The sequence below is a fragment of the Myroides albus genome (genome assembly GCF_009711045.1).
GTDB lineage: Bacteria > Bacteroidota > Bacteroidia > Flavobacteriales > Flavobacteriaceae > Flavobacterium > Flavobacterium album_A.
The window spans coordinates 1-20,660 of record NZ_WMJX01000036.1; the positions used below are offsets into that span (position 1 = coordinate 1).

At 32.9% G+C, this 20,660-nt stretch carries 11 protein-coding genes and 1 pseudogene; 4 read left to right on the top strand and 8 right to left on the bottom strand.

Features of this window, described 5'->3' with window-relative positions; genetic code table 11:
- The 3 genes and pseudogenes from GJV76_RS12615 to GJV76_RS16140 form a co-directional block, all read right to left on the bottom strand.
- A pseudogene (locus tag GJV76_RS12615) lies at nucleotides 1–666 on the bottom strand (gliding motility-associated C-terminal domain-containing protein); the annotation flags it as partial.
- 57 nt (nucleotides 667–723) lie between these two features.
- Entirely contained in the window at nucleotides 724–6,285 is a 5,562-nt protein-coding gene (locus GJV76_RS12620; protein ID WP_155092973.1) for a beta strand repeat-containing protein, read from the bottom strand.
- 30 nt (nucleotides 6,286–6,315) lie between these two features.
- Nucleotides 6,316–8,682, bottom strand: coding sequence for a DUF7507 domain-containing protein (locus GJV76_RS16140; RefSeq protein WP_455429738.1), 2,367 nt, complete (start codon nucleotides 8,680–8,682; stop codon nucleotides 6,316–6,318).
- Nucleotides 8,683–8,746: 64 nt separating this feature from the next.
- On the opposite strand from GJV76_RS16140, the gene GJV76_RS15950 reads away from it, so the two are divergent.
- Both GJV76_RS15950 and GJV76_RS12630 read left to right on the top strand, forming a co-directional pair.
- Nucleotides 8,747–9,046 (top strand): transposase, encoded by a 300-nt coding sequence (locus tag GJV76_RS15950; protein WP_060873451.1) that lies wholly within the window; start codon nucleotides 8,747–8,749, stop codon nucleotides 9,044–9,046.
- Complete coding sequence (locus tag GJV76_RS12630; protein ID WP_230381554.1) at nucleotides 9,043–9,918, top strand: IS3 family transposase; 876 nt, start codon at nucleotides 9,043–9,045, stop codon at nucleotides 9,916–9,918. The genes GJV76_RS15950 and GJV76_RS12630 overlap by 4 nt, the downstream gene beginning before the upstream one ends.
- Here the strand turns inward: GJV76_RS12630 and GJV76_RS12635 are convergent.
- The 5 genes from GJV76_RS12635 to GJV76_RS12655 all read right to left on the bottom strand — a co-directional run bounded on the left by GJV76_RS12635 (nucleotide 9,915) and on the right by GJV76_RS12655 (nucleotide 19,351).
- Entirely contained in the window at nucleotides 9,915–12,167 is a 2,253-nt protein-coding gene (locus GJV76_RS12635; protein WP_155092975.1) for a DUF11 domain-containing protein, read from the bottom strand. The two genes, GJV76_RS12630 and GJV76_RS12635, sit on opposite strands and share 4 nt — an antisense overlap.
- Before the next feature lie 391 nt (nucleotides 12,168–12,558).
- Nucleotides 12,559–13,695 (bottom strand): helix-turn-helix domain-containing protein, encoded by a 1,137-nt coding sequence (locus GJV76_RS12640; RefSeq protein ID WP_155092976.1) that lies wholly within the window; start codon nucleotides 13,693–13,695, stop codon nucleotides 12,559–12,561.
- Nucleotides 13,696–13,705: 10 nt separating this feature from the next.
- Nucleotides 13,706–14,668 carry a helix-turn-helix domain-containing protein gene (locus tag GJV76_RS12645; RefSeq protein WP_155092977.1) on the bottom strand — a complete coding sequence of 321 codons (963 nt, stop codon included), beginning with the start codon at nucleotides 14,666–14,668 and terminating at the stop codon, nucleotides 13,706–13,708.
- A 1,444-nt stretch (nucleotides 14,669–16,112) separates the two neighbouring features.
- On the bottom strand, nucleotides 16,113–18,488 hold the full coding sequence (locus GJV76_RS12650) for a tetratricopeptide repeat protein (RefSeq protein WP_155092978.1): 2,376 nt from the start codon (nucleotides 18,486–18,488) through the stop codon (nucleotides 16,113–16,115).
- A 146-nt stretch (nucleotides 18,489–18,634) separates the two neighbouring features.
- Complete coding sequence (locus tag GJV76_RS12655; RefSeq protein ID WP_155092979.1) at nucleotides 18,635–19,351, bottom strand: DUF4397 domain-containing protein; 717 nt, start codon at nucleotides 19,349–19,351, stop codon at nucleotides 18,635–18,637.
- Between the two features lie 278 nt (nucleotides 19,352–19,629).
- Here GJV76_RS12655 and GJV76_RS12660 point away from each other — a divergent pair, with 278 nt between their 5' ends.
- Together GJV76_RS12660 and GJV76_RS12665 are read left to right on the top strand one after the other, a co-directional pair.
- Nucleotides 19,630–20,046 carry a hypothetical protein gene (locus GJV76_RS12660; RefSeq protein ID WP_155092980.1) on the top strand — a complete coding sequence of 139 codons (417 nt, stop codon included), beginning with the start codon at nucleotides 19,630–19,632 and terminating at the stop codon, nucleotides 20,044–20,046.
- 80 nt (nucleotides 20,047–20,126) lie between these two features.
- Nucleotides 20,127–20,648: a TlpA family protein disulfide reductase gene (locus tag GJV76_RS12665; protein WP_155092981.1), complete on the top strand. Its 522-nt coding sequence runs from the start codon at nucleotides 20,127–20,129 to the stop codon at nucleotides 20,646–20,648.
- Nucleotides 20,649–20,660 lie beyond the last annotated feature (12 nt).

Sequence of the window (20,660 nt, forward strand, 5' to 3'; positions counted from 1 at the left end):
AGAGCGAACGCGGAAAAAGTTGTGATCCTCTGTATTGTATTTTCCTTGGTAAGAATCCTTCTCTCCCTCTGGAGCACTTATACGCGCATAGCGGTACATGCCTTTGTCTCCTTTTGGATACTGAAACTCTTCGTTTCCGATCTTCTCTACAAATCCCTCTGCGTGACTTTTATCACTTGGTTGTAGCGCTTGAGCACCTTGGTGAAAAGTAAGCATACCTTGCAAGGAGTCAACTTTTACTATCCCGTCTTGAAAATCCACTGAGCCGTATACATTCGCTTCATTCTTTAAATCAAAAGCAACCTGTTTCTCAGGGTTATTTAAGACAATATGATAGAAATCTGATGGCTTGCTTCCCGAGATGATTTGTTTACCACTACCTTCTAATTTAGTAAACACAGCTGTTGAACTGTTTTCCTTCTCACTGTGATGATATAAATTATCGTTATTAAAACTTTGATAATAATAAACAATACCATCATTCTTCATGTTGCCATTCACTGTATTATCGAAATCATACAGTGTTGACATCACCCCGCCATTCGCAACTGAAATCACTCCATTATTTACGAAGACTTCTTTCTCTTTAGTCTGCTGTGCTACTACTGTAGCAGGCAATACCAAACCGAATAAGGCAACTGATTTATATATTTTTTTTGATTGCATAGTTTTCAGTTTTTAAATACTGTGTTAGTACAGAACTAACACAGCTATTTAAGTTTATTATTTTACTACAAATACCACTGTCATGAAAGCTCCATATTTTGCTTTCTTGATTACTTTGTAAGTTAAAACACCATTAGCATCTACATTCACATCAGAAAACACTGCTGGATCATAATATGGTACAAAGAAATTTAAATCTTCTTTCTTATATACAGGAATAGTTGCATTAGCATCAGACTGAACCATAGGAGGTCTATCTCCTGAAATAGGTGTATCAACTACTGCTCCTGTACCACCAAACATAGCTACATACTCATCGTATAAGTTTCTTGTTTGTATTTCATTATGCTTTTTAGATGTATCAAACATTACAGGAGGCATATAGAATACTTTTGGCATTGCAGATTTTACATCTACTACATATTCGTTAGGATTTGTTCCTGGCTTAACCACTACATCACCTGTTTCCGTTTTACCACCTGTAACAGTTACTGGTTTTTCTTTGTCTTTCCAAACTACAGTTGCATTGTTTCCTGTACCAACAGTTGTCAATACTTGGTTGTCGTTACCAGCTGTAATTTGGTTTACATTTAGAGAACCGCCTATTTGGTTTAACTCAAAGTTACCTTGATTCACTGTTAAAGAAACATTTTGAAGAACTACTCCATTTCCTTTATCTACAGTTAATAGGTTAGATTCAGAAGTTAAATCCCCTTTTTTCGTAATATCAACTACTGGAGTTTTCCATTCTACAGTTTTCTTACCTTCTGTAGATACAGTTGTTGTAAGAACTTGTCCATTATTACCTCCTGTAATCTTATCCGTTGTTACAGCTCCATCTTTAATTTTAGCAGAAGTAATTGCATTATCTGCAACGTCAATCTGAACATCTTTTAACAATGATGTTGCTCCATTAGCAGAGATTGTAATTGTGTTCTCAGTAGAAGATAAAGCCTTACCGTTTCCAACATTTGAAGCATCTACAGCTGGTGTTTTAGTAACCCATTGACCACCTTCGAATACCAATACATTTCCTTCAGCAACATTAGCTGTTACTAAGTCTTTTCCTTGTAATTTAGAAATTGTTGTATTATCAGCATTACCTGTTACATCACCTCCTAAAGTAATATTAGTAAGTGCACTCTGATCAACCCAAGTAGCCTTACCTTCTTTAGATGTGACCATTACTTGATTTTCTTTACCAGGAGTAATTGCAAGAGTCACATCTTTTAATGTAGCATTAGCTCCACCTGTTACAGTGATTCCTGTACCTGTAATTCCTTTAGTCGAAGCTACATTATCAGCTGTTAATTCTACAAATGAATCCTTTCCATTAACCGTACTTGTTAACTTATTACCCTCTAATTTTAATGTATTTGAAGTATTCTCTGTAACTACTGTATCAAGATTAATTGTCTGCTTGCCTCCTTGAGAATTAGTATAAGTCAACGTCTTCTTATCTGCACTAAGAGATAAATCAGTATTATTTAATTTTAAAGTATTGCTTTCTCCTTTTGTATTAACGTAAGTTAATTCATTCTTCCCTGCTTCATAATCTAACTTCCCGTTATTTAAAGAGATAGTATGCTCTTTACCTTCTTCGTCTTTGTACTTTAAAGCGTTTGTTGGTATATCATACCCTAATACAGTTAAACTCTCATTTGTATCAACGATAGACTTTTGAGTTACCCATTTAGTAATAGGATTACCTTTATCATCAGTTGTACTTACTAATACATCTCCTTCATTTCCTCCTTGGATTTGGTTATTAGTAACCTGTCCTCCTATATTTTGTAAGCTTAATTTAGCCTCATCAACATCAACAGTATACTCTGTATTTTTATCTTTTGTACCAGCTCCTGTTGTAACAACTGTTACTTTATCAGAACCATTTTTAACTGATGTTGTTTTTTGTCCAGCTTCGATAGCTGGTGTTAAATCAAGTGCATCTCCTTCTACTCCGTTAACTACAGTAATCAATTGATTATCTCTGTTTAGTTTATTCTCTACAGAGTTAATAATAGTTGCTGTTTTAGAAACACCATTAACATTAGATGTCATAGTGTTATCTTTTGACGTTAACTCATTCGAAGTATTATTCTTAACGATATCGTTTTGATTAACCCAAGTTGTTTTATTATCATCTCCAGTAACCATTACTTGTCCTGCAGTACCAGGAGTTATAGCAAGAGTAACATCTTTTAATGTAGAGTTTTCTCCCCCATCAACAGTAATACCTGTACCTTTAATTCCTTTAGAAGAAACAATACTTGCATCTGTTAAAGTAACAGTTGATGATTTTCCATTTACTGTACTTGTTAAACTATTTCCTGATAATGTTAATTCATTAGAAGTATTTCCTTCTACTACTTCTTTTTGAGTTTTGTACGAAACATTACCATCTTTGTCAGCAACAGCTACTCTATTATCGTCACCTTTCCCTGCATTTAATTTCTCAGAAGTAACAGCACCATCTTTCAACATTGGAGTTGTGATAGCTTGAGTTAAATCTGTTTTAGCTTCTTTCCCATTTACTGTAGAAACTAACTCATTACCTACAACTTCTAATTTATTTGTTGTAGCTTCTGTTTTACTTACCCATTTAGTGATCATTCTATCACCTTCTTTTACGGTTACTAAAACTTCACCATCTTTACCTGCTGCAATTTTTTCAGTTGTAACTGCTCCAGCACCTAATTTATCAGTTGTTACAGCACCATCTGCTATACCTAAGATTACATCTTTCAATAAAGCGTTTACTACTTCTAATGAATTACCTACTGTATCTCCTGCTGTTACAGTGATTCCCTCTCCTCTTAATGATTTTGCTTTTAACTCGTCAGTAGAACCACCTTTAGCAATCGTATCTTCCAACAAGTTTTTAGCAGAAGTTTGTTTTAATTCTCCTGTAGCAGGATCAGTTAATACAATATTATTAGTAGTTGGATTGTTCTTAACATCTTCTAAACCTTGAATTGCAAGTTCACTTCCTACTCCTGTAGTTAAAGTTGTTTTTTCTGTTAAAGCACCTCCTAATTTAAACTCACTATTTCCCTCTGTATCATTTACTACAGTAACACCATTCTTTGCTGTTACAGTCCCTGATACAAAATCCTTAGGATTAACCCATTCTGTAACTTGATGTTTTTCTATGATATTATCACCATTAGCATCTTTACCAACTACAATATCTTTTGTTTTAGTAACTAAAACTTGACCATCTTCAGTACCACCTTGTACTTCAATCACTGTACCATCTAACAAAGCTTGACTTCCACCAAATACTTTAATCGATCCAGAAGTAAGTGCTTTACCATTTAAAACTTTGCCTGAAACTTGCTGATATGTCACTGTCCCATCTGCATTTGCTACTGGTACAGTTCCTTCCGCTGCAGGTGTACCTTTTCCATCAGCATCTTTAGTACCTGCGTATAACTTATCTTGTGTTACTGCACCTGGCGCTAACTTCTCAGTTGTAACTGCTCCTTTTGCAATCTCTAAAGTAACATCCTTTAATAAAGCGTCTTTTCCTTCAGTTACTACAATATCTGTAGAGCTTAATGTTCCTTTAGTTCCTTCTACTGTTGTTATTTTTTCTAATAACTTCTCTATCGCACCTTGAACATTTGTTACCCCTAATTGAGTTGTATTATCATTAAATGTAATAGCTCCTGCATTAGTATCTATCTTCGCTAACTCTGTCCCTGATTTATCAGTAAAAGTGTAAACACCATCAATAGAAGTAACATTTAACGTATTAGCATTAAATGGAACTCCTTTAGCGCCTGGCTTTAACTTACCATCTTTTCCATAGTCAGATTCGTTATAGTAAGTAAATGTTCCATCACCATTATCAAAGATAGTAGTAACAGTTTCGTTAGCTTTTACTAAATCTTTAATAATAGCAGCATCTTCTTTAACCCACTTCACAGTACCATCTTTATCAGTAACTAATACTGAACCCGATTCACCTTTTTCAATTTGAGTCAACTGAAGTGTACCACCAATTTTGTTTAACTCAAACTTCGTTTGGTCAATTGTCAACACAACATCTTTTAATACTACTCCTGCTGTATTAGATACAGTCATTAAGTTATTAGCTGACGTTAATGCTTTACCATCTACATTAGTAGACGAAATATTTTGGTAAACTACTGTTCCATCAGCTTGCACCACAGGTACTTTACCTTCGTCTTTCTTATCTGCTCCTAATTTATCAGCTGTAACTGAACCATTTTGAAGCATTTCAGTAGTTAATTTATCTTTTAATGTTTGTGTAGCAGGTACTCCATTAACTGTAGAAGTTAACTCTGTACCCTTTAATACTAAACTATTCGTAGTAATAGCATCTTTAGCAGACCACACTACATTACCCTCTTTATTTATTACTAAAACATCACCTGCATTACCTTTTTGAAGTTGTGAAATATTTAATGTACCTCCTAAGTTTCCTAACTTAATTGCTTTTTCGTTAACGCTTAAAGCAGTTGTTTTCAATACAGCCCCTTTACCATCAGTAACAACGATAATATCATTACCTGTAAGGTCTTTTCCGTTTAATGCTGTTTCTAAGTTAACTGTTAAGTTACCGTCTGCATCTACATCTAAGCCACTACCTGGTTTTACAACCCCAGCTACATCTTCAGTAGCTGTAGGTACGTCTAATGTATAAGAAATAGAGTTAGCACCTTTAACTTCTGTAACTTTAATATTATTTCCACCTTTTAAAGTAGTTAATGTCTGATTTTCTTTTACTAATGCATCTACATCTATATTATGTGTAGCGTTTTGCTCATCAGTGTAAACCAATTCTTTACTCGTAGCATTGTAAACCAATTTCGTTAACGTTTGTTCTACGTTTACTAATTGTTTTAATACGTTATATAGATCCTGATCTGTTTTCCCTTTGATTACCTCAGTAATATCACCAATAACAGTAATCTTAGATTCCTTACCAGCTTCATTAGTATATGTATATTTACCAGCCTCTTCACGAACTAAAGTAGTAATCGTCTCATGTTTCTTCACAAGATCCTTAATACTTACCACATTTTCTGTACCTGCTTCATCTTTGAATGTAAGTGTCCCAGCATCTACATTGTTTGTAATACTTGTTACTGTTTCAAATGACTTAACAGCTCCTTTAATATCTATAGTAGTAACTGCTTTCTTCTCATCAGAATACGTTAAAGCACCTGTAGCTTTATCAAAAGCTAATACAGTCAATGTCTCATTGTTCTTTACTAAATCGATAATTAAGTTCGCTACCTTATCACCATCCATTTTTAGAATCTTTGCAAACTCATTCACTACAATTTGAGGAATATCCGCATCTGCAGTTAAACGTTTCCATACGTTTACATCCCAATAGTAATAACCTGGTGTAATGTCTTTTTGTTCTTTAGTAGCATACACTAATAAACTCTGTACGTTACCGTTTGTAATAGTAGTCTTATCTTTAGTGTCAGTCAATGCCACATTAGGGATTAACAAACCTCTATTTGAAGATTGGATTAATAATTCTGCTGATTTATTTGGAATAGCAGTACCAATACCTACTTGTGCATTAGCAGCCATAGTTCCCATCAATAATGCAACTGATAATAATCTTTTTTTCATAATTGTATATTTTGTGTCTTTAACGTCTAATTATTGTACTTTGTGATAAATGTGTGGATTTGTCATTAATGGACCACCGCCTTCAACTGGAGTGATTGTTGGTTTATCAAAACCTTTATCATCTTTTGACTCCGCTGTTGTTGTTTTTCCTTTTGGAGCTGTTCCTGTTACTTCTGCTCTATTCTCAACTTTCTCAGCATCTACATCTGTGTCTGTAATCGTATAAGTAGCAGTTGCTGTCCAAGTTTTCCCAACTTCTAAACTTCCTGTTCCTTGCCCTTCTGTAAATACTGGAGTAAATTTTGGTATCTTAGAATCTTTAAAATCTTTTAAAGTCAAGGATACGTTACCTGTATTTGTGATTGTAAACGTATAGTTGATTACTCCATTCCCTTTTGATGTATCAGCATCCTCATCTACTACTCCTACTTTTACTAATGTGATAGAAGGTTGTTGTTCTAAGATGGTTACTGTACAAGTTTCACAATCTTTATAAGCTGGATCTTCTAAAGGGTAATTTGGATCTTCTTTATCAACAGGTATAGTAGGTTTCGACTTACCTGTTACTGGCCCTGTAGGAATATTACCTTTACCAACAGCTTGATTAAATACTCCACCTCTCTCAATATCTGCTTGCGTTATTACATAATCTGTATTCACACTAAACTCTTTTAGTTCTCCAGGCAATAAAGAAGCTATTGTAGCTTTAAAATCAGGTAACTTAGGATCTGTTACTTCTATATTTGTTAGAAGGGTATTTCCTGTATTAGTTACTTTAATTGTGTATCTGATTACTCCTCCTGGTTTGATAGCTTTATCAGTTCCTTTACCAATATATTCTCCATCTTTAATAATAGATAATCCTGGTTCTGGTTCGATCGTTAACTTTGCACACATCTCAGAGATATGAGGAGTATTCTCACAATCGAATTTACTTACAGCACTATTATTTCTAGTACCATCTCCCATACTTCCATTTGTCTTATGACCTATATAACAGAACTTATAATTCTCTCCCATATACATAGAAGTATGCCCCCCTATCTCTACATAGATAGCTTTATTAACTAATTTACCATTCTTATCTAAAAACCCTTGAGGAACAGATGCATAAACCACATCACTATCTCCTGGTTGACCTAACATACTACTTCCGTTTTTCCCCCATAGGTATAACTTCCCATATCTATCAATAGCCCCTGCTGCTGTTTCATGTGATGAGTTATCTGCTCCTGTGATGAAGATTATGTCTGACAATTCAGTTTTAGCATCACTCTTAACTACTTGCCAAGTATTTTTAAACTTACTCTTACCTGATTCGCCTATTCCTAACTGCCCGTTATTATTTCCTCCTATTGAGTATACTTTTCCGTTATTTCCTAATACTAAATAACTAACTGAATTAGGTGCCTGTTTATCATTACCTGTAACAGCAATCATTTTAGGTTTCTCTCCATTACTATATGGAGATTTTACATTTATGGCATTGCTATTATTTTTGATAACAGGATTCTGTCCATCATATTTCTCCTTACCCCAAGCAATGAATGAATCATCATTTAATAAAGCAAAACCACCATAACTATGAACACGTACTAACTTTACATCTGTTAACTCAGAACCATTTGTTCTTTTAACAATATGCCATTCATTATCTGCTCTTAAACTTCCATCACCATACATCTGATAATCTGCTCCCATCGTATATAACTTTCCTTGTTTAGTCTTAAGTACAAGTATATTATATGATGCTGTCATATAAACCACATCTCTAGGTTTTACATTAGCAGGTAAAGAAATTTCTCCAAAACTAGTATTCTTAGTTAGAGCAGTTGAAATTACTGTCCCTTCTGTACCCCATACATATAGACCTTTAGAGGTTAATAAGAACATTTGAGTTTTTGTGTTACTATACGTCCCCATTGTTGCGAGCATAGGGGAACCTTTAAAATCATAACCGTTCTTAGGTAATATTCTTAAAGGACTGTATACATGATTTGTCCCATTAGGCATACCTCTCTCTCCAAAAATCTCAAAACCATACTTAGTTTTTACAATAGTTGTATGGAATCCTGAAATAAACTGATCTCCTTCATTATCACAGAAGTTATCATCTACTGCTCCAAATGGTAGTGGTACTATTGTAGGATTCTCATTTGTATAATCTGTTCCTGATATTTTACTAATCACTTTATTACTATCTGTCAAAGCCGTAACAGTAGCCTGATTTACTTTCTCTGCATTATCAATATCTTCTTGTGTGATAAAATAAACAGCTTCGTATACCCACTCCTCTCCTTCATCTAATAACTTATTGTTATTAATATCTCCTGATTTAAAGATAGGAGTAACATTTAGTAATTTAGGATCACTCACTTTTACATCGTGTAGAGCCACATTACCTTGGACTTGCTAACTTAGTCTGGACAAAGAGTTAAGCATAAAAACTTATCTTTGACTTATGAAAAGAATTAGAAAGACTTACGACTCAGCTTTTAAGAAGCAAGCCGTTGAACTGGCTAAGGAAAGAACAAACAAATCAGAATTAGCTCGTGAACTTGGAATTCGAGCCACCTTGTTATATAAATGGTGTAAAGAGGCTCAAGAGTTTGGAGATGGTAGTTTTCCAGGCAATGGTAAACAAAAGCTTACACCAGAACAAGAAAGAATAAAAGAGTTAGAAAAGAAGTTAGCAGCTGTTGAATTAGAACATGAAATATTAAAAAAAGCAATCGGCATTTTCTCAAAGACCGGCAAATGATTTACCTGTTCATATTTAATCATGAACATGAATTTCCGATTGGGATTATGTGTAAGGTTTTAGAGGTAAGTAGAAGTGGTTATTATCATTGGAAACGGTCTCCTGTTAATAAAAGCAAACAAGCCAAAGCAGATCTAAAACGAGTTATTACAGAAGTTTACTTCGAGTTTAAACAGCGTTATGGTAGTCCTCGACTTACAATAGAACTGAACGCACGAGGTTATAAAGTGTCTAAGCCAACAGTAGCTAAGTACATGAAAGAGTTAGGATTGCGTAGTAAAGTAGCTCGACGATATAGAATTACCACAGATTCTGACCACAATTATTTAGTAGTTGATAATATCTTAGATAGAGAATTTACACAAACCAAACCAGGGAAAGCTTGGGTATCCGACATTACTTATATCGCTGTAAAAGAAGGGTTTATTTATCTAACTACAATAATAGATTTATTCGATAGAAAGGTGATTGGATGGAGTCTAAGTAAAGATATGTCAACGGAAAACACCACTTTAGCAGCCTTTAAAATGGCTAAAAAGAACAGATCTTTTGAAGACGGATTAATTTTCCATTCTGACCAAGGAGTACAATATGCTAACTATAAATTTGCTAACTATTTAGAGTCCTTTAATGTTGTTAGAAGCATGAGTAGGAAGGCTAATTGTTGGGATAACGCCGTAGCGGAAAGCTTCTTTAAATCCCTAAAAGTGGAGATGATTTATGGAAATTTACAACTAAATACAAAGCAAATGGAGGCTAAAGTCTTTGAATATATAGAACTCTGGTACAATAAAAAACGTAGACACTCCTACTTAAACTACCAGACAATCAATGAGTTTAATCAAATAATAAATATTAATAAAGCTGCTTAACTAATTGTCCGGATTTCATTAGGATATCCACCTGTATTCTTCACTGTAAATGTGTAGTTAATCATATCACCTATCATAGAAGCTTCTTTGTACTCTTGAGAATTCTCATTATACATACTTCTATCTCCTTGTACATATTTACCTTCTTTTTTAAACTTAACTTCCGATTTATTGATATAACTTAAATCTCCACATTTAGAATTATCATATCCTTTAGGTAAATACTTATTATTTCCATCAGCTTTTTCTCCAGAATAATTTGCACTATTCTTATCTAATCCTAACTTAGACATCGTCCACATCGCAACAACATTAATGTTATCCGAGTTACGTAGCTTACTATTATTATCAATACCTTGTGCATCTCCTTTTACTATAAAGTATGCGTTCTTATAATCACCATTATATTTTAGAACAGGATAATCTTTTGCATCTTGTTTATATGTACCACAAATTTCAATAATAGAACTATTTCCTAACTCAAAATTTGTTTGTCCACTCACTGGTTCATATTGTGTAAGAGAACCTGTCATTGTGAAGTAACTATAATCCTTTAAAATAAACTTTGTTTCTTTTTTAGCATTCTTACCTATATCAGCAGATCCTTTCACTTCTATTCCTCCATAAGGACATATCGAAACTACACCACCTTCTTGAACAAATGGCCCATCAACATATAATTTTGCTCCCGATTGAATATATAATTTTACACCTTCTTTTATAGTTAAACCTCCTTTTATAGAAACAAATCCATTTACACAATAAATACTTCCTGCATTTAATAATTGAGCTGTACTGGAACTTTTTAACTCTATAGCACCTACAGGACATCCACATGGGATCTCTGGAGTAATCATAGTTTCTACAGAGCTAGTTAATCTACTTGGATCTTTAGCCTCAGCAGATGTAAAGTTTAATGCATCTACATTAATAGTAGCTGTATTATTTAATTTACCTGAAGTCGGCAATTGTTTTACTTTACCTTTAATAGTAAATACAGCTGCATCTCTACTACCCAAATTGATATTAATATCTTTTAGATTCTTTAATGAAGTAGTAAAGTTCGTTGCTTTAGTTTCTGCTAAACCTAACTCGCTTTTAAAAGTAATGCTCTCTATTTCAAAGTAAGGTTTTAAATTATCAAGAATATCATTCAATACGATTCCTTTATATACACTCTGAGATAAGTTTCTCACCTCTACAGTATACTCCAAGTCATCTCCTACAGCAACAGTTTCTTTATTTACTCTTTTTTCTACTTTTACACCCTCTGGTACAAAAACAGAAAGTCCTCTAATCTCATGATAGTTTACAGCACTTCCTGTAGAAGCTGCAAAACCAATCTTAAGTGTTTCAAATGGTGCTTCTGTATAGTCAGAAGTAAATAGGTGCTCAAAAGCTCCACCTTTCTCACGCATCCATCTAACTTCTACTCTATATCCGTTACCATATTTATACAACTCCATCTGCACTCTACGATAAAATACTGCATCTGATGGTCTATCAGTTAATATAGATGGATATCCTACTTCATAACCTTTCTTCTTTAATGTTGTAAAGCCAATTAATGGAGTATTATTATTCGGATTTGACATTCCACGTAATCCTACTGAATTTTTCAAAGTATAACGCATCTCCTCCATGGCATCACCTGTTATCCATTGTCCATTCTTTATACCATTTGTACTATAATACCCATTAGTTCCAGAAAAAATATAGTTCCCATACTCATCTAATCCTAAACCTAAATATCCACTTGTAATAGAAGGAGTAGCATATTGTCCTGAATTATCTCCTCCATATCCTAAATGATGACCTGTACCTCCTAATGTTACATTATCACCTAAAATAGCACCATTAATTAAGAATACTGTAAATCCATCACCTCCACGTGATGCCCATCCATGTGGTGGTTTATCATCTCCTGGTACGGTTCTCCAAGTTTTATATTCAAAGTCAAGAACAACGCCTTTATTAGAAGCAAATGCTTCATCTATAATAACTCCTCCATGTTGACTTCCTCCATCTTCTGTTAAACGAAGCCATCCATCACCATCTATATCTTTAAATTCACTTGTATTCTTTTCAGAAGCTGTTAAATAAGCTTTACCTTTAAAAACAACATTCTGTCTTTTAGTAGTACTCCCTTTAAAATCTTCTTCCACTTTAAACTGAGCATACGTACTACTCCCCATCCCCAGGAAGAGCACCAAAAGCATCAATACTTTAATAAGTAGTTTTCTATTCATAATCTATTTTCAATTATTAATTGCATAAAGTACAAGGACCTCTTCAAAACAATACTCGTACTTAATTACCTCAACAAAAATCTACCTTAAAAACTAACTTTTGGTTTCAAAATGCCTAAAAAACATACTTCCCAACATAATGAAACACATATAAAACACTATATAACAACAACTTAAACACTACTTAACAGAACCTATCCAAAAAAGACCCCTTGTATACACATCCTTTTAACAAATATTCTTATTATACCTAAAACTACTAATTGGAATATCTAAAATAGAATATAGTATGTACACATAATACCAATAAAAAAAGCCACAGTACTTTGGCTCTGTACTGTGGCTCGAATGTGGTTTAGAAACCTATTGGCTTATAAGTTTCAAATTAAAATTACTTTTGTTGTTGTTTATGTTGATCTATATAATCTGATGGTGAAACACCAGTATTCTTTTTAAATGATCGAAAGAAAGAAGTCCTTGAATTAAATCCACACTGCTCTCCCAGTTCCGATATATTGATATCTTCTTTAGTATTTGCAATAATCTCAATAGCATAACTGATTCTCAACTTATTCAGGTAAGGTTTGAAATTTGAGTTATACTTTAAAGTAAACAGCTGCGATAAGTGATGTTTACTGACTCCTGTCTCTTCTTCTAACCTTTCAATAGAAAAATCACTTTCCAAAAACATCTTATCTTCAACTAATACCTTTTCTACCTTTGAGCGATACTGATTAAGCAACTCATCAGGCACTTTAGACTTTTCATACTTACTTCCTTCATCCACTAAAGGAGATACATCTGAATCAGTATGCTGAATTACATCTCGATTAATCTGGCCAACAAACACTTCATCATTATTACTTGTACTATTTACCCTTTTAGTATAAAATCGGAAAATAAAGAAAGCTAAAAACAACATTCCAAAATAAACGATATCATAATCATTATTAGGAATAGCGTTATAAGTCACCAAGCCCACTAACATAATAGACATAAAGAGCATTACCCAGATCACCTGAATAATCAACACTCGAAATCTATAGGATAAACTAAGTTGATTAATCACAATGTAACCATATACAGCATAACCAGAAACAATCACTCCAGTAGAGACATACATGACCAAATAATAATGAATCAAAAAGCTTATATCTATATTGCTCTCTCCTATATTCAGTATATATATATACAAAAAGGAAAAAACCAAGGCTGGTATAAAGTGAATTATAATGAACGTATTTCTTTTTTTATACCCGTCAACCTGCGTTTTTAATGCATTCAGAGTTATATGGAAAAAAGGACCATAAAAAACCATAAAGGGTGAACCTAAGCTCAAGAATGTATTATCAGAAAAAAAAAACTTACTAATAGCAATATAACTACAGTGAAAAATAAAAAACAATAGAAAAACTCTTAATACAGCTTGCGATGCAGTTTTAGTTACTAATCTACTATTGATAAAATAAGAGATAGATGCAAAAATAACTGCTACTGAAAGCACAAATATGTAAAGAACTGTATCCAATTATTATTTATTAATCCATTAATAAGTTTCTATATGCTGAAGGTGTACATCCCACAAAAAATTTAAAATATTTATTGAAAGACGATTTTGAGTTGAAGCCAGATGCTTCAACAATCGCTTCAATAGTCAAATTATTGGTATCAATCAGCAACTCTTTTGCATATTCCACGCGATACTTGGCTACTAACTGATAAAAACTAACTTGCATATATTGATTTAAAAAATCCGAGACCTCATTCTTTGTCATATCGAGTGACTTAGCCAAATCTTCTAATGAAAATTTTGCATCTAAATACCCATTATTGTGATCAAAAAAATTTTCAATGCGGATTCTCTTTTCTAATTCACTTTGTTTGTACTCAACTTTTACAGCTTCTTCCTCTAAGCAACAATCATTCCAAGACGATATTTCAGATGTATGAACATTGTCTTTTTCATGTATAAAAAGCGTCACAATACAAAATACAGAAGCAAAAAAAGAAATCCCTATCAAAATAAATGACTCTTGAAAGTACAATTTATACTGAAAGAACTTTGATATAGCATAAACACTTGATACCAAAGCATTCATTGTTAAAAACAAGGCATAGATAGCAATAAAATTGACCTCAACATGATATTTGAATTCACTTTGATACTTGTTCGAGTTTACGTAAATCCAGTACATATAAATAGTCACATATACCAGTTCTAACAGATTAATAAAAAGTGTTTCAAATAAGAACTGTCCGCATAAAATAGATACTGCACCTACAAAATGCAATACAATCTCCTTTGGATTATCAAACAAAGCAGCTTTTTCATACTTAACGTATAAAAACAAAATTGGCAATAAGATGTAAACTACATTAATTTCAATACTTATGAAAGAACACATTAATTGAATCAACGATCCTATAGCCAAAATATGGACTACGTTCTTAAAGCTAAACAGCTTAACCAATAATACCTCTATTTTATGAATTAAATCCATGCGCCCGTTAGTGATTAATACTTTGCCTTAGAAGCATATCAACCCACCGTAAATAAATTACGTAACCAAACGCAGCAGAATTGCTGTATGAAGTTTGCTCTATTATTGTGGGGACAAAAAATAAAAATATTCGCATATTTCTATTTTATTCTAAAGCATTGCAAAATTATTACTTATATTCTATTTTAAAAGACAATTTAATACCGATAACTAATTTTTACATTAAAAAAACATATCAACACATAAAGTCATACAATAAACACTTAAATTATATAATTTATAAAAATAATTTAAAGAAATTACAACATTACTTCCTTTTCAAAACCTCAAATCACACTATTTAACATTAAAAAGATGATTCCATAAGATTTACAACCCTTTAAAACGTCATATTTTATCAAGTATAATAACAAAACATGACAAAAATCATTTTTACCAATAAATATTTTATCTAATACTCGCTATGATATTGTTACTATTAAGACAAAGAACCGTAAAAAGAGTCACAAAAAGAGATTCAATTCTATTTAAAAAATCTCGTTTTGAGCATATCTACAAACAACTATTTAAGCCTTTTAAATAACTTATGGAATCATATTACACAAAAAACATCTCATAAAACTTACTTTTAACAATAAAACTAAAGTTTTAGCAAAAAGTATCTTTTCTGTATAAATTTTTTTTCTAACAGAATATTTATAGATCTACTATGCATAAGAATTAATGTTTCAACCAATAAAATGATACAACAAATTACTTTTAATCCTGTTACAGGTACAGCAAAAGTCAAATAGTTTAACAAATATACTCCCTGAGGTAAATTGCATAAACGAATAGAAAGTAATCTACTGACGTTTTTATCCTCCGCTATAAGGACTTCAAAAAACAATCGCATCACAAAATTGAGAAACAATACAACTGTAGTTTTGTATCAAACTAATAGGGTGTTGCTTAAGGTTTTCTTGCACCTTTCTTGCACCTTTCTTCGACAAAAGCACGCTTTTGGGCAAGGAAACCCCAAGAAAACGTCCAGCAACCCCCTAAGAAGTGCAAGAAAAGCCCTCTAATAAGACATTCAGATTTGCTTTTAAAAATCTACCTACTTTGCCATCGAGTTCAGAAGTTCAGTTAAGTGATAATAAAGGAGTAGTGTACTTTAGATAGGTATATATGAATGCTTTAAGAGCATTAATCCCATTTCTTTTATTCTTTTCTCATATAGCACTTACCTACATCGAAAAATGAGTTGCCACAGAGCAAGTTGCATATTCGAGTTATTCTCTCATGTGCTAATTTTTTCAGTCAACTTAGAAAAAGTAATATACACTGCCTTATAGACATTAACAGCAGGCTAAGAAAAATTTGAGAAGACAAGAGATGATATTTTTAGACACAAAAAAAGGTTTTGTAGCGAAATACTTACAAAACCTTTGTCTATTAAAAATTAATTAGAAATCTTGCGAACCATATCGTTCCAAAGTTCTTGTGCTAAGAGTTGAAACTCTTTCTTCTCTTTGTGATAAGCTATGGCGTCGTTTGAGGTGCTTTCACCTTCTGAATAATGATAAAAATATACCTCAAACAATTTTGTCCATTCCTTCTTGGACTTTAAACCGAAGAAAGAACGAATCACTTCCTCTCGTTCATCGAGATTAAAGCGAATAGTTATATTTTGCTCTTGAAAGTAAAAATCAAACAAGCTCTCAAATATAATCTCTGACGAATTTTCTCTTTGGTGCCTTCCTTCAACTTTCAAATGAATATTGTCACTAATCCATTTTTCGACTGTAATATGCTGCCCTTGCATTATTTCTTCGCGAATACGCTCGAAATAAGTGATATAATCCTCCCTGTAATCCTTTAGAGGGTATTCATCCGTAGAATTGCAATCTCGCTTCCAAAAGCAATCTAACCTTTCAAAGGCGTTTCGCTCTATCTTACCCAATCTATACTCATTAGGAATTTCATCGATAGACGATTGATATTCTCCCCCCTCAAAGTTGTCAATCATAAGTGTAAAATACTTTGCAGCTTCATCCCTATTTTCCAAACCATGATAACACCAAGCTAAACTAAACCAATAGTTAATATTAGCTAAATCCTCTCTCAATTCAAAATAAACTGGATTGCTAAAAAAGTCTTCTGTAAAAGCGATTGTACTTAAATAATCTTCTCGCTTAAATCTAATGTAAGTAAAAAACTCTGCAGCCAAATAGATCATTTCCCCTACTATGTCTTCATCCTCTATTTTTTGCTTTTCAAAGTCATCTTTTATTTCAGAATAGAACTCTAAGGCTTTTTCATATTCATTAGCGAGAATCAAATTCTTCATCATCGTCCCTTTAACCGACATCCAACCTTCTGAATAAGGACTGTGAAACGTTAAGAGCTCTTTTGCAAAGAAATCAACAGATTCATAATCCTTTACTAAAGTTGCCATGCGAATACCACTTTCCATATTTTCCCAAAAGGGAGAATACTCATAACCTTTCTTGTGGAGCTCGATTGCCTTTTTATAAATATCTTTTGTATAGTCTTGTTCATCAGACAACTCACCTACATTGCGAATAACAATTCCCAGATTATTGCATATCATAGCAAAACCATGTGCATTATTATTAGCCTTATCTCCTATTCCTTTAGTAAAATAATCCTCGACCTGATCGTATATATTCAAACCAATTTTTTGGGCGATTTGATAGTATTTCAAGGCCTTCTCTTTTTCTCCTTCTCCTCGATACTCTCCTGCTTGTTCTAAAAATCGCGTCATCAAGTTATACCCATAAAAACCATTCAACTCAAATGGATAATCAAACTTTTCTACATCAATATCTAACTTTGCTCCCAGTTCGTAAAATGTAAAGTACAAAGGTCCTTTAATAGCTTGTAATGACTTATAATTATGCTCCAAGGACTCAAATGCTTTCTTGGTATTCTTTTCTACATAAATATAGTGCAATGCTTTCATGCGCATTGCAAAATTATTAGAGCTATTCTTTTCAAGTTCCTCCTCTATCAGAGGTAAATACTTCATCCCATACTCCTTCACGTTCTTTGCTCCGAACTCTGTAGGTCGAGATAATCCAATGCTATACATTAATAGAATGAGATTCCAATGGTTTGCTAATTTTCCCTCATTGTGAAATGCTTCTATTTCTTTCGCATAGGTAACCGTGTATTCATTGCCGTGAAAATCGGTATAGGCCTTTAAGAAAGGAAATGCTTCATCAAAACACTCTCTTTCCAATAGCAGCCTTCCACCTTGATAACTTGCATAATAGTGATCGGGAAAATGCTCATGTGATAATTTATAAAATGATATAGCAGTGTCAAAATCTTCTAACTCTCGATATAGAAATGCTATCATATAGTAAGTCTCACCAAACTCTCTATCTCTCAACGAATAATCATCCTCAATCAAAGAAACTTCGATCAACTTATCGTGTAGTACTTCAATTGCTTTTTCTTTTAGTTCTAATTTATTGTCGTAGATCCACGCCATCCAATCATAAGCAGACATCACAGCTTTCTTGTCCTCTTTCAACTTCTCTACAATCTCTTCACAAATAGAAAGCATTAAGGAAGTATCTTCGAAGTGTGGTCCATTATAAATCTTTATCTTCCAAAACAATGCATCCTTATCAAGTGGTTCCTCATTCAAAACTTCTTCTAAGATATTCACTATATGTTCAGATAACTCTTGATTTTTATTGTAAATTTCAACGCGGTCTTCCTCTTTTGCCTCATTTATTTCCTCAGTGAATTTCAACTGATCGTATAAAGCCTTAACATCATCTAACCTATTCTCCTTTTGCCCCATAAAAAACTAAGTAACTTTTTCTAAATTAATTATAGGGCTAAAGATACTACAATTATAAAAATTCAATCTTTTAAAATTGCTATAAAACAAAGGAGAAACTCCTCTCGAAGTTTCTCCTTTGTTTTATTTACAATTACTGTTATTGCTTAATTTACATTCTGACTTACTACTCCAATATAGTAAGGTTTAGCAGTGTTTGCTTCATTTCCAATAAAAACTATTGAATAGAAACCTTTATTGTTTAAAGTAATATTATCTCTTTGAGCCAAAACCTCATTAGACTTATTAAGTACTTTTAATGAGTATTTTTTTGCCTCTACCAAACTGAATTTTTGATAGGTTCCAACAGTTTCCTTTGAATCCGTTTTTCTATCTTTAAATTCATCTGCAATCGCGTTATCGTCAAATTGTAAAGAGATAGTCAAATCATCAGCACTTAAATTAAAAAAGCGCACACCACTCTTTCCTTCCACATCAGCCTCAGTAAGTCCATCTATACGGTCATTGGCTGTAAAGAATACAGGTTGTTCTTTCGTTCCTCCAACAAACGAGGTATAGAATCTAAACTTTTCAATCAAGTGAGTTTCACTTGCTATTTCACCTTTAGCCTCGCTTACGCCAATTTTTCTATCCCCTGGGAACAAGTTCGCATAACTAAACATCTTATATTCCAATACCGGATTATAAATATCTTGTATATACCTTCCATCAACGTGAAACTTCACGTTATTAGAATCCGTATAGCCATTTACTGTAGTTAATATACCTACAGGAATAGGTTCTACATTCACATCGTCATTGTTACAGCTTTGTAAGGTAAGCAACCCTACGATACTGATAGCTAATAAAAAACCTTTTCGCATAATTAGTTTTGTTTTAATTGTTTATATAAATTCTCAAAATCTATTCCACTTTCAAAAAACTAATTATTAATAACCTTTACTTTAACTTTATAAAGATATTATTTTTCTTTTATATGTCAATATCTGTCTCTCTTTTTGATTAACAAACTTCACATGGCTAATCTTATATGATGTAAAGAAACATCCTAACAAAACAGGACTATCCAATAGAATTAGTTTCTAATAATTTTCACAACAAGATTTGAACCTACCACAAAAACTATTAAGTTTGTTCTGTTATGATGGCAAAGAAAAAAAATAGTATCCCTTCATTTTGGAAAAATAGTATAACTACGCTTATCCTATTGTTAACGCTATTGTCTTCATGCAGCATTCAAGCCACTATAAATTCAATATTTGACAAGCATAACTCAAATATTGAACAAACGGCTAAACCAAATAAACACAAGTTAAATAGCAATTGTAAAACGACCCTGGGGCAGGAATGCCAAAACCAAAGCGTAGAGAAGAACATCATTTCTATAGCAAAACTAAAGATTGCTATTCCCGTTGCGATTTTAGACAACGAGAATGATTACTTTAGTAGTACACTTCCTTTCAAGTTCTTCAAGGCATTTACCAGCAAATACCTAAACCGAAATACAACTAAGTATAAAACTTCGATATACATACGACTACAGAATTTCAGACTTTGATTTCACTTTATTTTAAGCAAAAATTACTTTGGTAGAATGCCAAAGCATCCATTACAAACTAAAATATAAAGTAAAATCTCATGAAAGAGTTCTTAAAAAACACAAGTAAATTAGCCATTGCAACAGCATTTTTATTGCTATCAACTCTTGCAATTGCCAACAATCCAAAAGACACAACACCTTTAAATACTGCAACAACAGACATTACAATTGTAGATGCTGATGGGAATAAAATCAAGTTGAGCTCACTTAAGGGCAAAGTATTATTTGTAAATTTTTGGGCGACTTGGTGCCCTCCATGCATCAAAGAAATGCCTTCTATACAATCATTAAAAGAGAAATTCAAAAAAGAAGACATTGCTTTTATCATGATTGACGTAGATGGGGACCACAATAAAGCACAGTCCTTTATGGATAGAAAACAGTATAACTTACCCGTTTACATCCCAGGAGGAGCTGTTTCGCCAAACTATTTGGGCAATTCAGTACCAACGACATTAATTTTCGACAAAAAAGGAAACTTAGTACAACGCATAGTTGGCGGAGTAGATTATGACTCCGAAGAAGTTGAAAAATTCATGAAAGCAGTTATCAAATTATAATGCAGATAAACA